This window comes from Sediminibacter sp. Hel_I_10 (assembly GCF_000688335.1).
Classification (GTDB): domain Bacteria; phylum Bacteroidota; class Bacteroidia; order Flavobacteriales; family Flavobacteriaceae; genus Psychroserpens.
The window spans coordinates 850,396-874,262 of the sequence record NZ_JHZX01000001.1; the positions used below are offsets into that span (position 1 = coordinate 850,396).

Here is a 23,867-nt window from a genome sequence, read left to right on the forward strand (position 1 = left end):
CTTTATTTTGGTAGAACCGTCACAATGATTCGTTTATAACTCGTTAAGGCCGGAGTACCTTTATCGGTTACTTTGAGAATAAAATGAAGTGTTTCTTTCCTCTCAACTTTTGGTGCCGTTATATAAATTGCATGTGCGTTTTCTGGTTGAAATTTTATCTCTTCTTCATAAGTTCCTGCTTCTGGATACTGAAACCACAAAAATGAAATGCTGTCACCATCAGGGTCTGTTGATTCGCTCGCATCTACCCCAAAACCTTCTCCAGATTTCACAGTGATGTAATTTGAATTTTTCAATTCGATTAAAGGTGCATGATTTGCATCTTCATATGAACTTACACACCAATCCATTCTGGCCCTAAAATCATTCTGAAAGTCTTCTCGCCAACGGGCTAACGTTATTTTATAATCATTGAATGTTACGGTATCTTTCTTAACCGCTCTTCCATATTGATTGTAAATGTATGGCGTGTAAGAATCAACAGCATTCGTCCAAATTTCTCTAGTTTCTGGAGCCAATTCTACAATGGAACCACCTTTTGTTGTTTTAGAAAAATCAGGTTTATACAATTCGTAGCGACCTCCCCAACCACCATATTCTGGGTGTTCAGGGTTGTTTAATCCGTTAGGGATTAAGGACAAAAAAGCAGGTGTATCACCTTCAACGCCCCAAGCAGTATCAGGATAGGCTACTCCTAGTGCACCATGGTTTTGCTGCAGATTTTCAGCAATCCATTTATTGCTAATGACTTCGTTATTAATGCCTTTAAAAAATGTATTGATTCCGCTCCAGGTTGCTGTAGCGTAATGGTCGCCAGGACTTACAATATAAAACAGTTCAGGAAAATTATTTCGAATCCAAATACCACTATCATCTTGGTCAGAAATGGTATAAACCCTTAATTTTGAAATCATTTTTTTTGCAACTGCTAGAGATTTCGTTTCTTTTATTTTGTAAAGTGATTGCGCCAAAGTATTCACGCCGCCCCAAACCGAAATCCATAATGGGCGCTCATCATCTTCCTCTAAAATTTTTATAATCCAATCAGAACCTTCCGAATCCTTTCCTTTTCCAACGCCCAACATACCATACTTTGGCAAACCACTTTTTACAAGTGAAAGTAATTCTGTTTCATTAGGAAAATCAGCTTCGTGTTTTTCGAGATTTATTCGCACTTTACCATACGCCTGAATGATGTTTTCAATGGATTGTGGCTCCACACTATTTCTGTGCCAACAAGACGTTGTGGCAATCATACCTTCTATATCTATTTGATTTGAATATAATAGTAAGCGAACAAATGATTGTGTATCGTCTGGGTCTGCTTCAATATCAGATAATATAATGACTCTGTTTCTCTCATTGTTTTGAGCAACGACGTTTTGTGTACATGTTAAGCAATACATCACAATCAATATAAAAAGTGATTTCATATTTTTCAATTTTTATTCTTTAGTTCTAAAAGGAGAAGCAGGCAATCCTTCTTTGTTATAAAGATTCGGATTATCAGGATTATCGGCCCACGCGTAGCGAACGTATTTTGGATTAGGAACTTCATCGCTCCAAACAATTACGGTATCGCCTTCTATTTTCGCCTTTGCCCATACAAACTTTTTATCATCTCCCGCAATCGCAAATTCGCTTAATGCTTCACCATCATCAGTTGTTAATCCGCTTCCAACATGTTTAAAAGAAATGATGACTTTACGGTCTTCTATTTTATAACTATCATAAATAGGACCTGAATAGACAATGTCTTCATTATAAGCCAACTTCAATCCAGCCAAAGCCATACGTTCCCCAACATCTTTTTTATTGTCGGGATGAATATCGTTCCATTCTCCCAATTCAATATTAACGGTCATTGCCGTGTTTGGAACGGTCGATGCTGCTAATTGTGCTTCCCTTAATTCTGCCCAATTACTTTCTGAAGGCAGATAAGCTACATCCATAAAATTTGGAAGTTGTGCATAAATAAATGGCAGATTGGGTTGATTAAAAACGGTTCTCAATCCTGAAATCAAAGTGCGTTGATACGCTTCATACGCTTTTGGATTACCAGTATTACTTTCGCCTTGGTACCAAAGTATGCCTTTTAAAGGGATTTGGTGGTATGGAGCCACCATACCGTTGTATAAGGAAGTCGGTTCGTTTTGCGGATTTATACGTCTTGGTCTTGGCGTCTCTAGATTTCCGTTTGAAACTGTTGAAAAATCAAATGGCTTAAAAACATCTCCAACTTTATAATCCCAATAGCCTTTTAAATCCACAGTATCTTTTTTAGTAAACACATAGTAGGGTTTATCGGTAACAAAGCCACCCTTCCCATAGTTGTTGGTAACACGAACCACGAACACATTCTTACCTGCTTTTAAAAGATGGTCTGGCACATCATAACGTCTTTGAGGATATTGGTAGGTTTTGTTCCCTACTTTGACGCCGTTGATATACAATTCATCAGCATCGACGATTCTTCCTAAAAAAACGCGTGCTTTCTCACCAACCATCGATGCTGGTATGTCGATGTCCCTTCTGTACCAAACAACCCCATTTAAATCCTTCACCCCTTGGTCTTCCCAATATCCAGGAATATTGATTCGTCTCCAGTTTTTTGGCTTAAAGTTAATATCATACCAAGGCAATTCTCCAATGAGACCTTTATCTGTTTCCTCATCCACCTCTTTAGGAACTGACGGCTGGTTTTTCTTCAGATTGTTTACAAACGTGCTGTCTTGATTTTCTTCTATAATTTTTAAAATGGCAGGGAAATTTTTATAGCCTTCTTTGGGTATCCAAGCTTCTATTGGGGTACCGCCTACACTGGCATTTATCAATCCAATTGGGATTTGATTTTTCTCATAAATCTTCTTTGCAAAAAAATAAGCTACTGCTGAAAAGGGTCTGACCTCCTCGCCGATTGCCTTCTGCCATTCTCCGCCATCCAAATCGTCTTGAGGCCCAGCAATACTTGTGGTGGTTGGAACTTTAAAATGGCGAATGTTTGGATTGTTCGAGGTTGCAATTTCTTCAGCATAAAGCACATCATGAATATCCAATTGATGTACCATATTGGATTGCCCTGTACACAACCAGACGTCTCCAATTAAAATATCTTTAACCTCTAGGTTATTTTTTCCGGAAATAGTCATGGTGTAAGGACCACCAGATTTCATTTTACGCAGGTCCATCTTCCATTCGCCTGCAGCAGATGCGGAAGTCTTATACGTTTTTCCATTAAAGCGAACGACAATCTTTTCATTAGCACTCGCCCAGCCCCAAATCGGGATTTCGACATCGCGTTGTAATACCATGCCATCACTAATCAATTGAGGTAATTTTATTTGGGCATTTAAAGTAGAATTAAATACACTAAAAACTAAGATGATGAGTAACGATTGTAACTTATTCATTTGATATGGATTATTAATTTACAGTGAGTTCCAACTCGGCCATCTTAGCCGCTCCCAGTTCTGTACTTCGTTTCATGGGGCTGGAGCCACCAATATAGATTTTAAATTTTCCAGCTTCAATACTTCTAGAACCATCTTCTTTTACAATTTCGAAATCGTCTGGTGTCAATTCAAATTCCACGTTTTTAGATGTATTTGGTTCCAAAGTAATTCTTTTGGTTGCAATTAATTGAGAATTAGGGACTCGAACGGAGGCTTCAATATCTGAAATATATAGTTGGACCACGTCGTCCGACTTTACATTCCCTGTATTTTTAATGGTAACATTAACCTTAATCTTATCATTTTTTGAAATAGATGCTGTTTCGGTTTTAATATCTGAATAAGTAAAAGTAGTATAACTCAACCCAAAACCAAAAGGATACATGGGGTCTACATCCATGTATTTATAGGTTCTTCCTTTCATTGAATAATCTTCATAAGCAGGTAATTGGTCTAATGATTTCGGAAAGGTAATGGGCAATCTACCAGATGGCGACACCTTCCCAAATAGCACATCAGCCACAGCCGTCCCTCCTTCTTCTCCTGGATACCAAACATATAAAACGGCATCTGCCAGTTCTTGAACTTCGGAAAGGTTTACTGGGCTTCCTCCTGTAATCATAGCAACAATTGGTTTTTTATCTTCCGTATTTTTATCAGCGGCTGTTCTCAAATCCCGAAGATACTTGAGTTGGTTTTCTGGCAAATCATAATCCAATCTATCGCCAGCTGTGTCGGAATCAATAGAATCGCCCTCTTCACCTTGCAAGGTACTTGAGAGCCCTAAAACCACGATGGTGACATCGCTATTTCCAGCATTACCCGTGGCATAGTTTATAGGATTTAAAGATTCTTGGTTGAGCATCGCTCCCAATCGATATTGCAACTGACTCGCAGGATCTATGGCAGCACTGATACCCTCTAAAATAGTGACCATATTAGAATTGACGCCATAATAATTCCCCAATAGAATTTCTACACTTGTGGCATTGGGTCCGGTCACAAAATATTTTGGAAGGTCTGTTTTTAAAGGTAAAATCCCATTGTTTTTCAAAAGAACAATACTTTTTTGAGCGGCTTCTCTTGCCAAGGCTCTATTGCTTTCCGAATTCACGACGTCAAAAGAAATAGCATCGTAAGGATTACTCCCTTTTTTATCAAACAAGCCTAATTTAAAACGTGTTTTTAGGAGAATTGCCAATTGTGCATCAATCTCTTTTTCTGTTATCAATCCGTTTTTTACCGCTTCTGGTAATGCTTCATAAGCATCGCCACAATTCAAACTAACACCACTTTTTACTGCTAAAGCCGCTGCCTCCGCCTGCGTGGTCACCGTACCGTGGCCTCCCTTTCCTTTTGCAACATATAAATCCAATATGGCCCAACAATCACTCAATACATGACCTTTAAAATTCCATTGATTGCGGAGCACATCGGTAAGCAAATAATTATTGGCACAGCAAGGCTCGCCATTTGTACTGTTATAAGCGCACATCACGGCTTCAACTTTTGCATCTACTAATACTTTGAAAGCGGGCAAATACGTTTCCCACAAATCTTTTTGATTTACCTCTGCATTGAATTCGTGCCTTACCTGCTCTGGGCCGCTATGTACAGCAAAATGTTTGGCACAGGCTGCAGTCTTCAGATAATTAGGGTTGTCACCTTGCAATCCTTTTACAAAGGATGCTCCCAAAATTGACGTTAGATAAGGGTCTTCACCATAGGTTTCTTGACCACGTCCCCAACGAGGGTCTCTGAAAATATTAATGTTTGGAGTCCAAAACGTCAATCCGTTATAGCGATTATAATTGCCTTTTTCACTGGTTGCATTGAACAACGCTCTAGCCTCATCTGAAATTGCAGAAGAAACACGATACGTCAAATCGGCGTCAAAGGTGGCACCCAAGCCAATGGCCTGCGGAAAAACAGTGGCTGCAGAGGCACGACCGACACCATGAAGCGCTTCATTCCAATAATCATAAGGCGGAATTTGCAACCGTTCAATGGCAGGTGTGCCATTCATCATTTGTCCAACCTTTTCTTCAAGTGTCAATCTCGAAATTAAATCGTTCACGCGTTCATCAACTGCCAATGAGTGATTTTGAAATGGAAATTCCAAAGTAATATCTAGGTCTTTATCGCTTGTGAAATCTTCTTTTTGTTTATCGTTGCAAGAAAACAATATGGCAATCAATATGGTCGTAATCAGAAATCTAATAGTGAATGTTTTCATGGTTAGTTAAAAGGGTTTTTATCTTTGTGATAATCTATAAAAATGATTCTTGCGAATCAATATGAAGTCGCAAGTTTTACCGCAACACAATCGGTTGCAAATTATGAATATTTTGTTATCTTCGCAATTATCATTGGTAAATATTATGAAATACGCATTTAATTATCTGATGTATTGTTAGTGAAAATGTCTTATTTCTACAGGTAATCCATTATTAAATAAAACCTATGTACAAAGGAAAAATTTTAATTATTTTATGCTTAATCTGCTCAAAAGGATTTGCTAATGACGGTTACAAACTTTGGCTACAATACGACTACATAAAAAATGAAACCTTAAGATTAGACTACCAAGCTGATGTTAAAAACCTTGTGCATTTTGGAGATACGGAAACCATTAAGGTCGCGTTGAAAGAGCTTGAGCTTGGCTTTGCTGGCATGCTAGACTCTAACTACAAATCGCAATCCAAAAGTAATAGCGTTTTGATTCTTGGTAACAGGGCTAATTTAAGCAAGGATATTACAGGGCAATTAGGTAATACGTTTACTAAATTAACTGATGAAGGTTTTATTATCAAATCATTTACGCTCAAAGGGAAAAGTCAAATCGTAATTACTGGAAAATCTGATGTTGCTGTTTTATATGGTGTTTATCATTTTCTGAGATTGATGCAAATGAATTCATCCTTAAAAAATCTCAACATTGCAGAATCTCCAAAAATTGATTTTAGACTTCTAAATCACTGGGATAATTTAGACAGAACGGTTGAACGTGGTTACGCCGGATTTTCAATTTGGGATTGGCACCGTTTACCAGATTACAAAGACCCACGTTATATTGATTATGCCAGAGCAAATGCCTCCATTGGCATCAATGGCACCGTTTTGACCAATGTCAATGCCAATGCGCTTATTTTAACGCCGCAGTATTTGGATAAAGTCGAAGCCCTTGCAACTATCTTCAGACCTTACGGCATCAAGGTATATTTAACAGCTCGTTTTTCTGCTCCTATTGAAATTGGTGGTTTAGAAACGGCCGACCCATTAGATGCAGCCGTCATCAAATGGTGGAAAGAAAAAGCAGATGAAATTTATGCAAAGATTCCAGATTTTGGTGGCTTTCTGGTAAAGGCCAATTCCGAAGGCCAACCTGGACCACAGAACTATGGTCGCAATCACGTGGATGGTGCCAATATGCTGGCAGAGGCCTTAAAACCGCACAACGGAATTGTGATGTGGAGAGCTTTTGTTTATTCTGAACATGATGTGTCAGACAGAGCCAAACAAGCTTATTCTGAATTTGTTCCTTACGACGGACAATTTAAAGATAATGTGATTGTTCAGGTAAAAAATGGCGCCATTGATTTTCAACCACGCGAACCATTTCATCCGATGTTTGGGGCGATGCCAAAAACACCTTTAATGATGGAGTTTCAAATTACGCAGGAATATTTGGGACAAAGCACCCATTCCATTTTTCTACCAAAACAATATGAGGAAGTTTTAGAATCCGACACTTACCGAAAAGGAAAAGGTTCTACCGTCGCTAAAGTGATTGATGGTTCTTTAGATAACAAAAAACTGACAGGAATGGCTGGCGTCAGCAATATTGGAAATGATATCAACTGGACAGGCAACCCAATGTTACAAGCCAATTGGTATGGATTTGGGCGTCTCGCTTGGAACCCATATTTGAGTGCGGATGACATTGCCGACGAATGGCTGCATTGCACCTTCTCAAACGACGAGAAATTCATACAACCTGTAAAAGACATGATGTTAAAATCAACTGAAGCTGTAGTGAACTACATGACGCCTTTAGGATTACATCACATTATGGCGACCGGTCATCACTACGGACCGGGACCTTGGGTATCAGATTTATCTAGACCAGAATGGAATCCTGTTTATTATCATAAAGCGGATAGTTTAGGGATCGGTTTTGACAGAACGCCGACCGGAAGCAATGCAACCGCACAATATGCTCCTGAAGTTGCTACAACATTCAATAATCTAGACAACTGCCCAGAAGAATTGTTATTGTGGTTCCATCATGTGTCATGGGCTTACAAACTAAAGAATGGCAATACCCTTTGGAACAATCTTGCTTTAAAATATCAGGAAGGTGTGGACGAAGTTGCAACCATGGTTAACACGTGGAATAATGTGAAACCTTATGTAGATGAAGAACGCTTTAATGATGTGAACATGTTATTGAACATTCAATATAAAGAAGCAAAATGGTGGCGGGATGCTTGTTTACTATATTTTCAACAGTATTCTAAACAGCCATTACCCGAAAACGTTGAAAAACCAACTGAAACATTGGAGCACTTTGAAGCTTTAAATTTTCCTTTTGCACCTGGCAATTAAACTTAATCAAAATCATGACAAAAAAAATAGCAATAGTTACTGGTGGTAATTCCGGATTGGGATTTGCAACCGCTAAAAAATTATGTGATAACGGTATCACCACCTATGTCATCGGACGAACTAAAGATAAAACTGAAGATGCCTGTACAGAAATAGGCTCCAACGCCATCCCAATCATTTTTGATTTGAATAATTTATCAGAAATTCCTGCTATGATTGCTGATATAGCTAAAGATGGCAACATTGATATTTTGGTAAATAATGCAGGCATCAATTCCAAAAAGGAATTTACGGATGTCAGTGATGAAGATTTCGAAAACATCATCCACACCAATATAAAAAGTGTATTTTCAGTAAGCAGGGAAGTTGTCAAAGTGATGAAAAATCATAGCGGTGGTTCTATCATAAATATCAGCTCCATGGCATCACAATATGGCATTCCAAAAGTGATTGCCTATAGCGCAAGCAAAGGTGCTATTGAAGCGATGACCCGAGCGATGGCAGTTGAATTGGCGCAATTCAATATTCGTGTAAATTGTGTAGCACCTGGTTTTATTAAAACCAAAATGTCCGCAAAAGCATTGGATAGTGACCCTGAACGTAAAAACAAAGTGCTTTCTAGAACCCCCATGGGTATTCTAGGTGAGCCATCAGATATTGGTGATGCTGTTTTCTATTTCGCTACAAGCGAATCTAAATTCGTAACAGGAACTATTCTTCCTGTTGATGGCGGTAATAGTATAGGATTTTAATTTTTTTTGGATACAATGAAGCAAATGCAACAAACAATGAGATGGTTCGGACCTAACGACACCATTTCCTTAAATGATTTACGACAATGCGGAATTACGGGCATTGTGACCGCCTTACACGAAATTCCTGTAGGTGATATTTGGACTGTTGAAGCCATTAAAGAACGACAAGAAACTGTCAAAAATGCCGGTATGGAATGGACGGTTATTGAAAGTTTACCTGTTCATGAAGACATCAAAAAACAGAATGGTAATTACCTGCAATACATAGAAAACTACAAAATCAGTTTAAAAAACATTGCAAGCTGCGGCATCAAGGTCGTGACTTACAATTTTATGCCAATTCTAGATTGGGTTCGCACCAATCATGCCTTTGAAAACCCAGATGGCAGCAAGGCCTTGTTATTTAATCAGGTGGCATTCGATTACTTTGAAATCTTCTTATTGAAAAGACCGAATGTCGAAGATGATTATTCCGAAGAGGAAAAGCAAATTGCAGCTGACTACGGAAAAACCTTATCAGAACAGGATAAAGAAGTCCTTTTTAGGAACGTACTTCTAGGCCTTCCGGGTAGTAAGGTCAATTTCACCAGAGAACAAATATTAGATTTATTGGATGCTTATAAAGACATCAATAATGACCGATTGAGAGCGAACTTAATTCATTTCTTATCGGAAGTTGCTCCAGTAGCCGAAGAATTGGGCGTTAAATTAGCTATTCATCCAGATGACCCACCGTTTTCAGTTTTAGGCCTACCGAGAGTCGTCAGTAAACAAGAAGATTTGGACGCTATTTTTAAGGCGGTTCCTGTAAACGCTAACGGACTGTGTTACTGCACAGGTTCTTTAGGTGCACAGCCAAATAATAATTTGGTTCAAATCATAGAAAACCACGGAGAGCGTATTCATTTTTTACATATTCGCAATGTAAAAAGAGATTCTAAAGATGTCTTTAGAGAATCTGAACATCTCAATGGCGACAATCCGATTGAGGACATTATGGAGAAATTAATTCTATTGATGCAACATCGAAATATTGACCTTCCAATGCGACCTGACCACGGGTTTTTATTATCCATCGAGGAGGGAAAAGAGCAATATCCAGGCTATTCTTTGGTTGGAAGGCTTAAAGGCCTAGCCGAATTGAGAGGTTTGGAAATGGGTATTCGTCATAAATTGAAAGCATCCTAAATAGTAAAAGAAACTGAATTCACTATGAAATTTTCAAATAGAATAGCACCTCTCGTCATCATATGGGTTTTACTCATGATGGTAAGCAATAGTATGTATGCCATTGACCCTGAAAAATATGTAACATCGAAAGCTTCTAAAGAAAATTTTCCATTGGCAACTAACGGAACCGTCGCTCCTATTTTAATGAGTGACGATGATTTTGCTGGCGTAAAACGTGTGGCAGGGCATCTTCAAACAGACTTTTTTAATGTTACTGATATTCGTCCAGATTTGTTGATGACTAATTCAATTTCTGCAGATTACATCATCATCATTGGAACCCTAGGAAAAAGTTCAATTATCAATCAGTTGGTTAAAAAAGGTAAAATCGATGCCAAGCAACTGCAAGGCAAATGGGAAAAATTTACCACGCAAATTGTAGACAATCCCATGCCAGGCGTTAAAAAAGCCTTGGTAATTGTTGGTTCCGATAAGCGAGGCACCATCTACGGCATCTATGACCTATCAACTCAAATAGGAGTTTCTGCCTGGCATTTTTGGGCGGATGTTCCTGCTAAAAAACAATCGGAATTACATGTTCTTCCGGGCATTCACACCCAAGGAGAACCCAAAGTAAAATATCGAGGTCTTTTTATCAACGATGAAGCTCCTGCCCTTTCAGGTTGGGCCAAAGAAAATTATGGCAACTTCAATGCGGAATTTTACGATAAAGTCTTTGAACTTATCTTAAGAATGAAAGGTAATTACATGTGGCCCGCCATGTGGAATAACGCTTTTAATGATGACGACCCACTCAACAGACCTTTGGCAGATGAATATGGTATCGTTATGGGTACTTCACATCACGAACCGATGGACAGGTCTCAACAAGAATGGAAACGTTTTGGCAAAGGTGAGTGGAATTACAATACCAACGCTGAAGGATTGAACGATTTCTGGAAAAAAGGCATCGAAAATATGGGTACTGCGGAATCTCTTGTGACCATTGGGATGCGTGGCGACGGAGATGAAGCCATGACCGAAGGAACAGCCATCGATTTATTGGAAGGTATTGTAGAAGACCAACGTAAGATTATTGAAGACGTGACTGGGAAACCAGCAGAGGAAACGCCTCAAATTTGGGCCTTGTATAAAGAGGTTCAAGATTATTACGATGAAGGCATGCAAGTTCCAGACGATGTCACACTGCTTTTATGTGATGACAATTGGGGAAATTTAAGAAAACTACCGAGCCTAGATGCAAAACCTCGAAAAGGTGGTTATGGCATCTATTACCATTTTGATTATGTTGGTGGACCTCGGAATTACAAATGGATGAACACCAATCAGATTGAACGGGTTTGGGAACAAATGCATTTGGCGTATGAACATAATGTCAATCAAGTATGGATTGTCAACGTGGGCGATATAAAACCGATGGAATTCCCTTTGGAGTTTTGGTTTGATTATGCATGGAATCCCGAAGCCTACACTGCCGATAATCTTGATAATTATTATAGCTATTGGGCAAAGGATGTTTTTGATGGGATAGAAACGGAAGCTATTGCAAACATCATGAGGCGTTCAACCAAATTCAATGCGAGAAGAAAACATGAATTAATTGACCCCTCTACCTATAGTTTAACGCATTACAATGAAGCAAACAGAGTTGTTGAAGATTATAACGCTCTTGCAAAGCAGGCACAATCCATCTACGATAAACTCCCAGAAAACTATAAAGATGCTTATTATCAACTAGTGCTTTATCCTGTATTGGCAAGCGCTAATCTTAATGAATTGTATGTGAGTGCTGCAAAGAACAATCTCTATGCAAAACAAGGCAGGGCTTCGGCAAACGCTTATGCCGATAAAGTTGTGGAATTATTCAAAAAAGATAGAGAGCTGACTGATTATTATCAAAAGGAAATGGCCAACGGCAAATGGGACCATATGATGTCTCAAACCCATATTGGTTATGAAATTTGGCAAGAACCTAGATTTAATAAAATGCCGGAAACCTTTAAAATCGATGCAGCAGATGACGCCGAAATGGGCATTTCAATTGAAAATTCCGAAGAGTGGTGGTCTGGAGAAAATAATTCCGCCGTCCTTCCTGTTTTTGATGTCTTAAACAAGCAATCGTATGCGATTGAAATCTTCAACAGAGGGAAGAAAGCTTTCAATTATTCCATCAAAGCTAATGAGGATTGGATAAAAATATCTAAAGCTGAAGGCTCTGTGGAAACTGAAGAAATGGTTGAAATCAGTATCGATTGGGACAAAGCGCCGAAAGGTTCTAATTCTGCCTCTATCTTCGTTTCTGGAGCTGGGAAAGAGATTCCGGTTCATATCAAAGTAAATAATTTCAATACCAAAAACACGGAAGGTTTTATCGAAAATAATGGCTATATCGCCATCAACGCCAAAGATTTTTCCAATACATACGAACCAAAATATTTTGAATGGAAAGTCGTTGATAATTTGGGTAAAACTGGGGCTTCCGTAATTTCTTTACCGATTGACAAAGGACGAGTTGAGCTCTCAAAGAAATCTCCAAGACTGTCGTATGACGTCAACTTTCAGACGAAAGGAACAATAAAAGTGCATATGTACTTTTCGCCAACCATTAACTACGCCAATAGAGAGGGTATGTATTATGGATTGTCTTGGGACAAGCAGTCTCCTACTCTAGTTAATTATGCAGCTGACCCTTACATAACTAATTATAATGGGAAGGTTCCAAAAAATTGGCACAACAATGTTGCCGACAATATCAAAGTCATTACTAGTGAACTTACTATTGAAGAAGCAGGAAACCATACTTTAAATTATTATCGTGTAGATGAAGGTTTGGTGCTTCAAAGAATCATCATCGAAACAGAGGCAAGCACTCTAAAAGACACCTATTTAGGCCCACCAGAAAGCTTGAATGTAAACAGATAAGATGTGCCATATTTTAACGAAGAAACTAACTAATACTAATTTATGAAACTATCCAAACACATTTTGCTAGCCGTCGCTGCACTCGCAATTATTGTAAGCTGTAAGACAAAAGACGAGAAAATTGAAACCCCCGCTAAACCAAACACATTGAGAAATGTCTATGAAGATGCTTTTTATATAGGGACGGCTATCAATACGTTTCAAATTGAAGAAACAGATTCAGTTATGGCAAAAATCGTCGGTAATGAATTCAACAGTATCACTGCGGAAAACATTATGAAATCAATGATGATTCACCCAGAAAGAGACAGCTTCAATTATGAGCTCGCTGATAAGTTTGTGGCTCTTGGCGAAAAGTATGATATGTTTATTCATGGTCACACATTGATTTGGCATAGCCAATTATCACCTTGGTTTCAGACCATTGAAGATAGTTTAGAGTTTGCTAACGCTACAGAACGTCATGTAAAAGATATCGTAACACACTATAAAGGCAGAATCAATTCTTGGGATGTCGTTAACGAAGCATTGAATGAAGATGGTACCTTAAGAAAATCCGTTTTCTTAGATAAAATGGGAGAAGACTATTTAGCGAATGCTTTTAAATGGGCTGCAGAAATTGACCCAAAAGCTGATTTATACTACAACGATTACAACATGACCAATGCCGATAAAAGAAAAGGAGCGATCAGATTGGTACAAAATATTCTAGATAAGGGAATAAAGGTTGACGGTATTGGAATGCAGGGACATTGGCATTTAGATTCTCCTTCAATAGAAGACATTGAGCAAAGCATTTTGGATTATGCGTCGCTTGGTGTCAAGGTGGCTATTACAGAATTAGATGTTAGTGTGTTGCCAAACCCTTGGGATTTACAAGGTGCTGAAATCAGTCAAAATTTTGAAAACAAAGAAGGGATGAATCCGTATAAAGAAAAATTACCGGATTCTATTCAAGTGAAATTGGCCAACCGCTATAAAGATATTTTCAGTCTGTTTTTAAAACACAAAGACAAAATAAGCAGAGTAACATTTTGGGGCGTTAGTGATGGACAGTCATGGCTTAATGGATTTCCTGTGAGAGGAAGAACTAATTATCCTTTACTTTTTGACAGAGAATTAAAACCCAAAGCCGCATACGATAGTATCATAGCGTTAAAACAACGATTTGACAAACAACAACCAGTTAAATAACGAGTAGATATATGAGTTCAATTTCACATAAATTATCCATAAAGGAAAAAATTGGATATAGCTTGGGTGACCTTGCCGCCAATCTGGTTTTTCAAACACTGGTTACCTATCTGGCCTACTTTTATACAGACATTTATGGCCTTTCCCCAAAACATGCTTCTGCAATCATGCTCACGGTAGGGCTAATTGCTGCTTTTGGGTTTAATCCAATTATCGGTGCATTGGCAGACAGAACAAAATCCAGATGGGGAAAATTTAGACCTTGGATTTTATGGACTGCAGTACCTTTGGGAGTCATCGCATTATTAGCCTTTACTACTCCAGATTTTTCATATAAAGGCAAAGTCATTTACGCTGTAGTGACATACACTTTGCTTCTTTTATTATATGCTGCTAATAATTTGCCTTACTCCGCATTAAGTGGCGTCATTACAGGTGATATGAGCGAAAGAAATAGCTTGTCTTCTTACCGTTTTGTAGCGGTTATGTTCGCACAATTTTTCGTTCAAGTTTTTATGCTAGGGATTATCAAAAGTGCTGGTGATGGCGATAAAGCTCTTGGTATTGAAAAAGTTATGACGGTTTTGGCAATAGCAGGTACGATTATGTTATTGATTACTTTTTTCACAACTAAAGAACGTGTCATCCCTAAACCAGAACAAAAATCAAGTCTTAAGGAAGATTTAGGCGACTTGGTCAAAAACAGACCATGGATCATCATGCTAACACTTACGATGTTGATATTTATTACCCTAGCAATGAAAGGTGGATCTTACGTCTATTACTTTGAAAACTATGTTGACAAAGAAAATCTCGCAGCACTGATTCAACCTGTATTAGACTTTTTATCAACTATTGGGTTAAATCATTTTGGAGATGATCCTATATCCGCTGGATTTGGACTGTTCAATGCGGGTGGTATTATTTTTATGATTGTTGGGATTACTTTTTCTAAAAGGTTAGCAGACAAATATGGAAAACGAGATGTATTTGCTTTGTTTTTATTTATTTCAACACTGTTCATTTTAGCATTTTATTTCTTCCCACCTACATCGGTCATGCTGATGTTTATTTCACAAATTTTACATGGTTTTTTCTACGGAATCACCATCCCTATTCTATGGGCGATGATTGCGGATGTAGCAGACTTTTCTGAATGGAAAAATAATCGCCGTGCTACAGCTATCATATTTTCTGCTATGATGGTAGGACTAAAAGCTGGTTTAAGTATCGGTGGAGCACTGACCTCCTATTTTTTAGGGGTCTTTGATTACATTCCTAATTCTACTACGCAACCTGATTCGGCTGTTAACGGTATTAAACTGTTAGTCAGCATATTTCCTGGAATCCCTTTTTTAATTGGAGCTTGCTTATTGTTTTTCTATGAAATCAATAAAAAAATAGAAACTACAATTGAAGAAGATTTAAAAATTAGAAGATTATAATCTTAATTAAAAAAAATTACAATGCCTGAAAAAAATATAGATAATATTGATTTCGAAGTTTTAAACAAAAAAGCGATTTCACAGCCTTTGGTATCTCATATTTATACCGCTGACCCCTCTGCTCATTTTTTCAATGGAAAGATCTACATATATCCTTCCCATGACATCGATGCGGGAGAAGCCTTTGACGATTTAGGTAGCCATTTCGCCATGGAAGATTACCACGTTCTATCTATGGACAGCATAGATAGTGAAGCTGTAGACAATGGCATAGCCTTACATGTCGATGATGTGCCTTGGGCTTCAAGGCAAATGTGGGCTCCAGATGCGGCCCATAAAGACGGAAAATATTATTTGTTCTTTCCTGCAAAAGGATATGACGAAATCTTTAGAATAGGCGTTGCTGTGAGTGATTCTCCAGTAGGACCTTTTACGCCTCAACCAGAGGCTATTAAAGGAAGTTTCTCCATTGACCCTGCTGTCTTTCAAGATGAGGACGGTAGCTATTATATGTATTTTGGCGGACTTTGGGGCGGCCAATTACAACGTTGGAGAGAAGGTACTTACAACGCTGAGCATCTTGAAAGCCCAACAGCCCATCTTCCAAAAAATCATGAATTGGCATTAATGCCTAAGGTAGCTAAAATGAGTGATGACTTGTTGGAATTTGCAGAAACGCCGAAAGATGTTGTTATTTTAGACGAACAAGGGAATCCTTTATTAGCAGGTGATAATGAAAAGCGTTTTTTCGAAGCCGCATGGTTACATAAGTACAAAGGACAATATTATTTCTCTTATTCAACAGGAGACACTCACTTTATCTGTTATGCCATTGGTGATAATCCTTACGGACCCTTTACTTATAAAGGGCGAATTCTGGAACCAGTTGTAGGTTGGACCTCGCATCATTCGATTTGCCAAGTTGAAGAAAAATGGTTTTTGTTCTATCATGATTCGAGTTTATCAAAAGGAATCACGCATTTGCGGTCTGTTAAAGTAAGTGAGATCATTCATGACGAAAACGGATTAATTACAACTCTAAAACCTTATCAAAAATAATAATCTCATAGAAACTTAAATTATTGCGATTGAGTTTATTATCGAATTTATCAGCGATTATGCTGATTTATAAGTAAAATATTATATCCAACGCCAGGCCAAATAATTTTATAAAAATAAATTAACAAACTTTTCACACAATCGGTTGCTTTTTAAAAATGTATTATTTACATTTGTTAATATAGAACACATATTAGATAATATAGAACAGGTTTTGTTCTCTCTAAAAATCATTGATTGAGAGGTTTCTTTAAAAAGATTGAGAAAGTATCCTATATATAATCTATGTGCCATAATATGTTTGATTTTTTTATACATGTTAACATCATATGATTTACGCCAATTAATTATTCATCGATTTAATCCATTGTTTCGTCAAAATATTAATAACTAATTTTTTATCAACAACTAACTTCAATTTCTAAAATGATCTTCTATGACAAACTTTTTAAATTATAAAAGGAGAAACATTAAAGAGCTATGGTTTGTAATACTAGCTATACTCTTCTGCTCTGTAATGTCTGCCCAAACCACAGTTTCAGGGGTAATTTCCGATGAAAACGGTCCTGTTGCTGGAGCCAATGTCGTTTTAAAGGGCACAAGTAAGGGTGCTGCCGCAGATTTCGATGGAAATTACACTATCGAAAACGTACCTTCTGACGGTGTATTGGTATTTACTTATTTAGGGTATGTTACTAAAGAAGTACCTATTAATAATCAAACTCAAATAAACGTAACCCTAGAGCCTGATGCTGGCGTCTTAGATGAAGTTGTTGTTATTGGTTATGGTACTCAAAGCAGAGAATCTGTAACAGGTTCTGTAGTTTCTCTTAAAGGTGAGGACTTAAATGAGGTACAAAGTGCCAACTTTCAGCAGGCACTTCAAGGCAGGGCTGCAGGTGTTAATATTCAAACCAACAGTACAAGACCCGGATCTGCACCGCAAATTCGTATTCGAGGGGTACGTTCACTTACAGCAGGAAATGATCCCTTGATTGTTCTAAACAACATTCCTTTTTCTGGAGGTCTTAATGATATAAACCCCAATGATATAGAAAGTTTAGAGATCCTAAAAGATGCATCGGCAACCGCAATTTATGGTTCACGGGGTGCTAATGGAGTCATTTTAATAACTACAAAATCAGGTACAAAAGGCCAAAAACCACAAATACGTTATAATACCTATTATGCGGTCAAGGATGTATTTGCTAAATTCCCAATGATGAATGCTGCGCAACTCATACAATTACGTGCTGACGTGGCTGCTAACAATGGTGGGACACCAATTTTCGGTTTAGGTGGTGATGAATCTTTAGGCAATGATACCGATTGGCAAGATTTGCTCTACAAAAATGGATTGCAGACATCTCACGATATCAGTGTTCAGGGAGGAAGTGAAAATGGTTCCTATAATGTTGGACTGGGTTATTTTCAGGAAACATCTGTTATTCCCGGTGACTCTTTCGATAGGTATACCTTACGGGTACAACTCGATCAAAATATAGGAGATCATATACGTTTTGGGATTAACTCGTTGACTAACTTTAGTGAAACCAGCAGCATCGTTGGTATAAATCTGGGCGCATCTCCTTTGCTTAGTCCATTTGATGAGGACGGTAACTTTTTAGAATCTGTACGCCTTCAAACCCAAGCAGATAATATTTGGGTACCTACCAGAAACGAAATTGGCCGAACAGGGAAAAGAAGAGCGAATGAACAATTGGACTTTGGTAGCTATAACAACATTTATGGTGAAGTAGATATCCCTGGAATTGAGGGCTTAAAATATCGCTTAAATGTGGGATTGAACTATCGTTCCTCCAGAGACGGTAATTTTACCGGAGAGGGCGTGTTTAACTTTAATCCAATAAATCCATCTTCAGCAAGTTACAACAGCTCTATTTTAAGAGATTATCTTATCGAAAATCAGTTGATTTATGATAGAAATTTTGGAAAGCATAAAGTTAATTTCGTAGGTTTATTTTCCTCGCAAAACACAAAATTTGACAATATAGGTTTCAGTGCTCGAAATATACCGGATGAGACCTCATTATGGTATAACCTTGATGACGACACTATACTTACTGAAGATATCTTAGGTTATGGTACCGGATATAGTGAAAGTGGGCTGCTATCCTTGATGGGTAGGATTTTGTATCAATACGATAATCGCTATTTATTGACGGCTACTTTACGTAGAGACGGTTCATCTCGATTGGCTCAGGGTAATGAATGGTTTACGTTTCCTGCGGTTTCTTTAGGATGGAACGTAAGCAATGAAGCCTTTATGGAAAACGCAACTTGGGCTAACCTTATCAAATTGCGCGCAGGGTACGGAGAAACCGCAAACCAGGCGGTTACTCCCTTCTCTACGTTAGGAAGCTTAGGCCAAGTAAACTATAATTTTGGACCTAATTTTGCCACAGGTTATTTTGTAAGTGGATTACCCGGCCCTGATTTAACTTGGGAATTTTCGGAAACTTATAACTTTGGTTTGGATTTTGGATTCTTAAACAATCGCCTATCGGGAAGTGTGGAATATTATTTAACCAAGACCCGTGACCTGATATTGAACGAGCCATTACCACCTACTGGTGGAGTTGATAATGTATTCCGTAATATCGGTACCACAGAAAACAAAGGTTTAGAGGTTGCGCTAAATGGAGTGATTTTTGACAATCCTGACGGTTTTTCTTGGGATGTAGGTGTTAACTTTTACACCAATAGAAATGAAATTACTGCACTTACAGAAGGTGTAGAAAGAAATGAGGGAGCGCTCTGGTTTGTAGGTTCTCCGCTCAATGTGATCTATGATTTTGAAAATATCGGACTTTGGAATCAGTCAGATCCTAACTTTCAGTACCTGGATATTTTAGAACCTGGAGGAAATGAAGGTATGATAAAGGTGCGTTATACGGGTGAATATAACGAAGACGGCTCTCCTGTTCGCGCCATAGGTCCAGACGATAGGAAGATTATTGATCCTACTCCCGATTTTCAGGGTGGTTTTAATACTCGTTTTGCATATAAAAACTTTGACTTGAATATGGTAGGTGCGTTTCAAAGCGGTGGTATAGTCGTTAGTACTCTATATTCTTCAAGCGGTTATTTAAATTTATTAACTGGTAGAAACAATAATGTGGATGTAGATTATTGGACTCCAACTAATACAGATGCTAAATATCCTGCACCTGGAGGTATTCAAAGTGGGGACAACCAAAAATATTCGAGTACATTAGGCTATTTTGATGGCTCTTACTTAAAAATCAGGGCAATGACCTTAGGATATAATATTGATCAAAATGTTCTTGATAACACGGGGATCAAAAGGCTGCGTCTTTACGCCACGGTACAAAATCCCTTTGTTTTATTTTCCCCTTTTCACGATGAATCTGGACTTGATCCTGAGACCAACTCTGGGGTAAATGGCGACGGAACACGTCAAAATGTAGCGGTTGATACAGGTAATATCTCTGATGGTATACCAACTATTGGAGCCAATGCACCTACAACGAGAAACTTTTTGCTAGGACTAAACGTAACATTTTAAAAAAAATGACTATGAAAAAAATTAAGTATTTATCAATTGCAATTTTAGCTATTGCTTTTATTGTAACATCTTGTTCTGAAGATATTCTAGAAGAAACGCCGAGAGACCGTTTTACCCCAGAGTTCTTTCAAACTGAGCAGGGTGTAGAAGGGGGGTTAACCTACTTGTACCAAAATATGAGAAATATTTATGGTGACGGGTATTATCTGAACATGACCGAAACAGGAACCGATGAGTATGCTGCTGCACAGAGCGCCGATAATAACTTTTTCGATTTTGATCTCACTGACCAAGGAAATTTAAGCTCGCAAAGTGGTTTTGCGGTAGGTGTGGTTTGGGGTAACTCCTATCGCGCCATAAATACGGCAAGTGGAATTATTGAAAATGCTGCAGCTGTTGGACTGGATGAATCCTTAATAGGGGAAGCTCAATTCTTCCGTGCTTGGTATTATTTTTTATTGGTTCAAACCTATGGAGGTGTACCTTTAGATCTAGGCTCTGGAGAACTACAATTCAATCAATCTGCGACAAGAACGTCGGTTCGTAATACGGTTCCCGAAGTGTATGCTCGAGCTATACTTCCAGATTTAGAAGCTGCTGTAGACGCTTTACCAGATACTCAAAGAATTACTGGTGCTGTTACTAAAAATGTGGCAAGGTTGTATCTAGCACAAGCTTATTTAACTTATGCTTGGTGGCTCGAAAACCCTAATAATATTCCAACTTATCCCGACACTCCACGAACCGATCCTAATGGAAATGGCGCTGGATATTATTTTCAGCAAGCCTATAATACCGCTATTTTAGGGATTGAAAACCCTGGGCCTTACGAGTTACTCGATTACTTTTACGATGTGCACGTAGCGACCAACGATCGTCATAATGAGATGCTTTTATATGCAGACCGTACCGAGGAAAGTCAAATATATAATGGTGCAGATATAGGTTTTAGTGGTACCGGTGGCAGTGCCAATACTGCTGCTTGGATGGCAACTTCTAATTATACGACCATCAGTGTTGACGGTGTGGCCGCAGTACAACGCGAGGCTGCTCAAAGTTATGGACGACCTTGGACGCGTATGGCGCCTCCCATTAATGTTTTTGAAGAAACCTTTGACGACAAGGACAATGATTCCCGATACGACGCTACATTTGTGAGTAGCTATAGAGGAAACTGGGATAAGGCAGGTGATACTACACCAACTCTTACGGCTGCTAACGGACTGGAAATAGCTCCAGGCGACGCGGTAATCTCTTTCTTGGATGAATATAATCCAAACGTGACTTATGTAAATGGAGGAAATATAGGTGGTGGTGAAATACCGGGGAGATCCGATTATGTTATCAACCTAAATGAAATAAATAGAAGGTTTTATCCAGGTTTATGGAAATTAGGAACTTATCGTACAGATAATGAAGGCGGTTTGGGGTCACCCAATGGTGCCATAACTCGCCCCTATCCAATTGCAAAATATTCTGAATTTTATCTTGTTGCGGCTGAAGCTGCTGTAAAAGGCGCAAGTGGCGGCTATACTGCTAGACAATTAGTAAATGTCTTACGGGCACGTGCTGGAATGTGGCGTTTTGACAATGGTGAACAGGAAGAACGTATTGAAGACAATAGTACTACTTTGGTAAACGCAACGCCAGCAGTTATCGATATAGATTATATTCTTGCAGAGCGTTCTCGTGAATATTTTGGTGAAGGGAAAAGATGGTTTGATTTAGTACGTACTCAAAAATGGCAAGAATATGCCTCTAGTTACCAAATTGGTGGGAATGATGCTTCTGATCACAGTCCTACAACAACAAATAGAACCATTGAGGACTATCATTATTTAAGACCTGTTCCATTAAACCAAATAGATCTTTTAAATATGAGCGCTGCTGAAAAGGCAGCATACCAAAACCCAGGGTATCAATAATATATAAAATATATACATTTGAGTTAGTCTAATAGATTCAAATTATACAAAAAGAGGCCGTTAATACAACAGCCTCTTTTTATTTTTTGTAGCATCTTCTTCCTCTACCTTAGTTAAAGAATGATGTTTTTGAAAATCTGACTTTCTTAAAGTCATGATCACCCAAAACCATTTTCATTCAAAGACCCCAGGCCATTTGCATGCAGACGACAGCAATCAATTAGACGATGTGATCATAGAGAGTGGAATATGCTAAGCATGAATATAAGCGGCTATCGTTATATTGTAAAAATAGGACAGCAATATCTATATATCTAACACTCTCAATTTGAATAATGGTCATGATTATTTTAATGCCACTGCTCAAATTCAAAAAATATTCTAACTTGGAACCACTTCTTGCGGACTTTTACTCCGATGTCTTAAAATCAATCATAATCGGTTACAAAAGCAATTCTTTAAAAAAAGAAATTATGTTAAAACAATTAACACAATCGGTTGTATTTTTAATTTAAAGTATGTATATTTACGTTAAATGCTTTTTTTGGTCGTATGATTATCAATACGGTAAAATTACAATTACTTAAATAATTCAGCGATAATATTTGGTTTTGATCATTTAAATCAATTTAGCTCTGAAATATCATTAAATCATTTTTTTAAAACACTAGTATTTTATAATTTAATTAAACAATAAAAATATGTTAAAAGCTTTAAGATTAGTAGGTGCATTTTTAGCTGTTTTCGCAATTAGCTCTTTAGTAAGCTGTGAAGATGATTCAGATTTTGTCCCGGTAGTTATCAACAGTGTTTCTCCTGAAGAGCTATTTGTTGGTGAAGAGGTAATTCTACAAGGCGAAAATTTCAACTCAGTTTTATTTGTGTTTGTGGATAATGACCAGTTTCCTTATGAGCTGGATGGAAATACTATTACATTTATAGCACCTACCACCGGAGGCGCCGGAGAACGAACGCTGACACTAGTGATGGCAGATGGTTACATCGTTACTGAAGAAATCAACTTGAATATAAGACCAATCCCTATTATACAAGGCTTATCGACCAATGCTGCTCAAGAAGGAGAAGAAGTTACTCTAAGAGGACTATCTTTTGACAATCTTCAAAACGTAAGAATAGGTGACATAGACGCAAATGTTGTTTCATCCACGGCAACAGAACTAGTCATAACGGTGCCTTCTGGACTTACCATAAACGAAGCAAGTAACATCACAGTCGTAACAGATGGTGGTGAAGCCGTAGCACCAGGGAAATTTTGGATAAGTGATAATCTACTTCTTAATGGAGGACTCGAAGCTGGAGATGGTGATGAGTTTGTAAATTGGTCAAAATTCAATGGAGCAGATTTAATGACTGCTACAACTGAAGCTGAAGAGGCGTTTTTTGGAAGATCTTTACGTGCTGTTGGATTTGGAGGTGATGCATGGAGAACACAGATAGCTAGTGCCGCAACTGCCTTAGAAGTTGATGCTAGTTACACACTGTCAATGTTAATAAAAGCACAACAAGGCACTCCTGGAAACGGCGGGAATATGAGATTTTCAACCACGCCCGAGGCCCTTTACAGTGCTAATTATGAAATCACTACAGAATGGCAACAAATTGAGTGGACATTTACAGCTAACACTAATCCAGCAAGTGTTGTGTTAGACCTTGGGGTTACAGAAAATGCAGTATATTTTATTGACAACATCACATTAGTACCTACCTTAGATTAGTTTTAAAATAGGCGACATTACATATATATG

General features: G+C 38.1%; 13 protein-coding genes. 10 read left to right on the forward strand and 3 right to left on the reverse strand.

Annotated elements, in window-relative coordinates; genetic code table 11:
• Window positions 1–2: 2 nt before the first annotated feature.
• From P176_RS0103800 to P176_RS0103810, 3 genes are read right to left on the reverse strand one after another with little or no spacing between them, the layout of a single operon-like run.
• Complete coding sequence (locus tag P176_RS0103800; protein WP_026753453.1) at window positions 3–1,433, reverse strand: DUF1593 domain-containing protein; 1,431 nt, start codon at window positions 1,431–1,433, stop codon at window positions 3–5.
• A 12-nt stretch (window positions 1,434–1,445) separates the two neighbouring features.
• Complete coding sequence (locus tag P176_RS0103805; RefSeq protein WP_026753454.1) at window positions 1,446–3,410, reverse strand: sialate O-acetylesterase; 1,965 nt, start codon at window positions 3,408–3,410, stop codon at window positions 1,446–1,448.
• Between the two features lie 13 nt (window positions 3,411–3,423).
• A complete protein-coding gene (locus P176_RS0103810; RefSeq protein WP_026753455.1) occupies window positions 3,424–5,688 on the reverse strand; it encodes a glycoside hydrolase family 3 N-terminal domain-containing protein in 2,265 nt (754 codons plus the stop codon).
• A gap of 227 nt (window positions 5,689–5,915) precedes the next feature.
• Between P176_RS0103810 and P176_RS0103815 the strand changes: the two genes are divergently transcribed.
• The 10 genes from P176_RS0103815 to P176_RS19955 all read left to right on the forward strand — a co-directional run bounded on the left by P176_RS0103815 (window position 5,916) and on the right by P176_RS19955 (window position 23,837).
• Window positions 5,916–8,060 (forward strand): alpha-glucuronidase family glycosyl hydrolase, encoded by a 2,145-nt coding sequence (locus P176_RS0103815; protein ID WP_037348704.1) that lies wholly within the window; start codon window positions 5,916–5,918, stop codon window positions 8,058–8,060.
• A gap of 14 nt (window positions 8,061–8,074) precedes the next feature.
• Window positions 8,075–8,812 (forward strand): SDR family NAD(P)-dependent oxidoreductase, encoded by a 738-nt coding sequence (locus P176_RS0103820; RefSeq protein WP_026753457.1) that lies wholly within the window; start codon window positions 8,075–8,077, stop codon window positions 8,810–8,812.
• Window positions 8,813–8,836: 24 nt separating this feature from the next.
• Window positions 8,837–10,003, forward strand: a complete 1,167-nt coding sequence (gene uxuA, locus P176_RS0103825; protein ID WP_197022139.1) for a mannonate dehydratase — start codon at window positions 8,837–8,839, stop codon at window positions 10,001–10,003.
• Between the two features lie 24 nt (window positions 10,004–10,027).
• Complete coding sequence (locus P176_RS0103830) at window positions 10,028–12,928, forward strand: glycosyl hydrolase 115 family protein (protein WP_026753459.1); 2,901 nt, start codon at window positions 10,028–10,030, stop codon at window positions 12,926–12,928.
• Between the two features lie 42 nt (window positions 12,929–12,970).
• The gene (locus tag P176_RS0103835) at window positions 12,971–14,122 is read left to right on the forward strand and encodes an endo-1,4-beta-xylanase (RefSeq protein WP_026753460.1); all 1,152 of its coding nucleotides are present in this window, start codon (window positions 12,971–12,973) and stop codon (window positions 14,120–14,122) included.
• Window positions 14,123–14,133: 11 nt separating this feature from the next.
• The gene (locus P176_RS0103840) at window positions 14,134–15,567 is read left to right on the forward strand and encodes an MFS transporter (RefSeq protein ID WP_026753461.1); all 1,434 of its coding nucleotides are present in this window, start codon (window positions 14,134–14,136) and stop codon (window positions 15,565–15,567) included.
• A 21-nt stretch (window positions 15,568–15,588) separates the two neighbouring features.
• Complete coding sequence (locus P176_RS0103845; protein ID WP_026753462.1) at window positions 15,589–16,626, forward strand: glycoside hydrolase family 43 protein; 1,038 nt, start codon at window positions 15,589–15,591, stop codon at window positions 16,624–16,626.
• Window positions 16,627–17,062: 436 nt separating this feature from the next.
• Complete coding sequence (locus P176_RS0103850; protein ID WP_026753463.1) at window positions 17,063–20,176, forward strand: TonB-dependent receptor; 3,114 nt, start codon at window positions 17,063–17,065, stop codon at window positions 20,174–20,176.
• A gap of 11 nt (window positions 20,177–20,187) precedes the next feature.
• Complete coding sequence (locus tag P176_RS0103855) at window positions 20,188–22,101, forward strand: RagB/SusD family nutrient uptake outer membrane protein (protein ID WP_026753464.1); 1,914 nt, start codon at window positions 20,188–20,190, stop codon at window positions 22,099–22,101.
• Between the two features lie 701 nt (window positions 22,102–22,802).
• A complete protein-coding gene (locus P176_RS19955) occupies window positions 22,803–23,837 on the forward strand; it encodes an IPT/TIG domain-containing protein (protein WP_026753466.1) in 1,035 nt (344 codons plus the stop codon).
• Window positions 23,838–23,867 lie beyond the last annotated feature (30 nt).

Excerpts from the sequence above, each read along its gene's own strand:
- P176_RS0103800 (WP_026753453.1), bottom strand. The coding sequence starts at position 1,433 with ATGAAATCACTTTTTATATTGATTGTGATGTATTGCTTAACATGTACA.
- P176_RS0103805 (WP_026753454.1), bottom strand. The coding sequence starts at position 3,410 with ATGAATAAGTTACAATCGTTACTCATCATCTTAGTTTTTAGTGTATTT.
- P176_RS0103810 (WP_026753455.1), bottom strand. The coding sequence starts at position 5,688 with ATGAAAACATTCACTATTAGATTTCTGATTACGACCATATTGATTGCC.
- P176_RS0103815 (WP_037348704.1), top strand. The coding sequence starts at position 5,916 with ATGTACAAAGGAAAAATTTTAATTATTTTATGCTTAATCTGCTCAAAA.
- P176_RS0103820 (WP_026753457.1), top strand. The coding sequence starts at position 8,075 with ATGACAAAAAAAATAGCAATAGTTACTGGTGGTAATTCCGGATTGGGA.
- uxuA (WP_197022139.1), top strand. The coding sequence starts at position 8,837 with ATGCAACAAACAATGAGATGGTTCGGACCTAACGACACCATTTCCTTA.
- P176_RS0103830 (WP_026753459.1), top strand. The coding sequence starts at position 10,028 with ATGAAATTTTCAAATAGAATAGCACCTCTCGTCATCATATGGGTTTTA.
- P176_RS0103835 (WP_026753460.1), top strand. The coding sequence starts at position 12,971 with ATGAAACTATCCAAACACATTTTGCTAGCCGTCGCTGCACTCGCAATT.
- P176_RS0103840 (WP_026753461.1), top strand. The coding sequence starts at position 14,134 with ATGAGTTCAATTTCACATAAATTATCCATAAAGGAAAAAATTGGATAT.
- P176_RS0103845 (WP_026753462.1), top strand. The coding sequence starts at position 15,589 with ATGCCTGAAAAAAATATAGATAATATTGATTTCGAAGTTTTAAACAAA.
- P176_RS0103850 (WP_026753463.1), top strand. The coding sequence starts at position 17,063 with ATGACAAACTTTTTAAATTATAAAAGGAGAAACATTAAAGAGCTATGG.
- P176_RS0103855 (WP_026753464.1), top strand. The coding sequence starts at position 20,188 with ATGAAAAAAATTAAGTATTTATCAATTGCAATTTTAGCTATTGCTTTT.
- P176_RS19955 (WP_026753466.1), top strand. The coding sequence starts at position 22,803 with ATGTTAAAAGCTTTAAGATTAGTAGGTGCATTTTTAGCTGTTTTCGCA.